Genomic DNA, 1655 nt, shown 5'->3' with positions numbered 1-1655 from the left:
AAGTATCGCTTGACAAGACTTTTGGTTATCAGCCTTATATCATAGATTCTGCTTGTTCTCTTGAACTTTCAGCGCAAAATTTACTTGATGAAGGTCACACTTTTGATGAGATAGAACAGAAACTAGACCAATATTATAAAGCTGATAGATTCAAGAAAAAGCGCATTTATGAGGCTAGCAACAATTATCCTTTTGTTGCTTGGAAATTAGAGGGTCAGATTCCATTTCCAGGGCCTCATATTTTTCAGAAAAAACTGATTTCTTTGTGGAATATGCTTCCTGCTGCTAGTTACCCTGGATTAAAGAAGCTTGACTTGCGAATTACTAAGGAGTGTTTGACTTGGGACAAACTAGATAGAGAAAGTCAAGAGGGCTATAAAATAATGTTGAGGCTTGTTATTGGATTTCTTCTTTGTTTTATTAGCTTATTTGTGATTAATACTTTTCTATTCAGAAATCCTTTGCTAGTATTTGTTTGCTGTGCTGGTTCGTTTTATTTACCCATTCAAATGTTTAAATAATATGGAATATTTATCTCGGAATATTAGAATTGACTGGCTGCGATTTCAGGTGTCTAGTTATCATCCCAGTATGCTCCGACAAATTCAGCGTATTTTGGGATTACCATTTGAACGTAAGCAGCAACAATTCCAAGATGTTCGCGATACTAACGTTTTTGCCTTAAATAAAATTTGGCATGAAGTTCACGAATTTCAAGGTAGCTTAATAGGCACTCGCTATCCGGCTGCTGGAACTCATGAACCTTACAAACATTTTGTTGACCTTAATGGGTCTACGCTTGCGGGTGTTACTTTTGATAAGGTTGCAGCTCTTTTAGCGTCTTGCCAGCTTGAAGAAGAATTTATTGGCAATAGAATTGACATTGCTCTTGATTTTCCCGTTCAAGCTCCTCGATTGTCGCGGCGTTATTGGGAGCTTTTTTTGGCTGATAATTTGCTTGTTGGCTATCGTGCTGTTAAACGCATTTCTAATTCTGGCAACAACCGACCTGGGACTACTGTTTATTTGGGTTCCCGCGAGTCCGAGCGATTTGTTCGGATTTACGATAAAAATATTGATGGAATCGACTACGATCGCCTTGAGATTGAATTTAAGCGTACCCGTGCTGAGTGGATTATGCAGGAGATGGTTGCTTGTCCTGTTGAAGAGCTGCCTAAATTTTTAAATGGTGTGGTTTGCGGTCAAATCAATTTTTCTAGGCAGCGCGAAGATATAGAGTTTTTTAAAGATTACAAATACGGTCCGATATCCGTTCCCTCGCCGTCGCTGCATCTTGATATTGAGCGCTCGATCGCCTTCATTGAGAAACACTGCGCTACTCTGGCGATGGTTGAGGAATTTATGGGGTCTGAGCGTTTCGACAAATTTATGCGATCGATGTTGGCGGCCGGTAAATTGCGGATGAAACCGCGTCACAGGTCTATTTTGCAGAATGCGAAGTTTTTGGGTGTCACTGCTCTCGGAGTTTTTTTGATATTGGTTCAGACTCCTGGTGCGATCGCTGGTGGGTTGAGTTGCCCGGCTCCCGTGCCACTTTCATTTCAAATGAGCCAGAAGTTTCCGATCGACATCGTGCAGCCGACCCCGGCAGAGCAGGCTTATTTTGATAACATCGGTGATGGTTGCTTTCAAAT

2 protein-coding genes are annotated in these 1655 nt (G+C 41.1%); both read left to right on the top strand.

The features are described 5' to 3' along the window. On the top strand, window positions 1–521 hold a 521-nt coding region (locus QUB10_RS34100; protein ID WP_333207547.1), incomplete at its 5' end, for a hypothetical protein. 1 nt (window position 522) lies between these two features. After that, window positions 523–1655: replication initiation factor domain-containing protein (locus QUB10_RS34095; RefSeq protein ID WP_333207545.1), on the top strand; the 1133-nt coding region annotated here is incomplete at its 3' end.

Origin of the sequence: Microcoleus sp. B5-D4 (assembly GCF_036705145.1) — a bacterium.
GTDB lineage: Bacteria > Cyanobacteriota > Cyanobacteriia > Cyanobacteriales > Microcoleaceae > Microcoleus.
Note: the sequence above shows the minus strand (reverse complement) of the source record. Positions and strands in the feature narration are given on the sequence as shown.